The 240-nt window shown below is 35.0% G+C and carries 1 pseudogene; it reads left to right on the top strand.

The annotated features are described in order from the left end of the window. Window positions 1-240, top strand: a pseudogene (locus UYI_RS34005) (IS5/IS1182 family transposase); the annotation flags it as partial.

Below are 240 nucleotides of genomic sequence, written 5' to 3'. Positions count from 1 at the left end.
AATTAATATTAGATGCGACTTGTGCGCCTGGAGATATCAGTTATCCAACAGATTTAGAGCTTTTAAATCAAGCCCGAAAACAGACAGAAAGAATAATAGACTTACTTGACGAACAGATAAAAGGCACATTAGAGAAAAAGCCAAGAACTTATAGAGAAATTGCCAGAAAAGATTACTTAGAAGTAGCGAAGAAACGCCGAGTAGCTCAAAAAGATAGAAGAAAAGCAATAAAAAAACAGC

This window comes from Fischerella muscicola PCC 7414 (assembly GCF_000317205.1).
GTDB lineage: Bacteria > Cyanobacteriota > Cyanobacteriia > Cyanobacteriales > Nostocaceae > Fischerella > Fischerella muscicola.
This window is presented reverse-complemented; position numbering and strand designations above follow the sequence as displayed.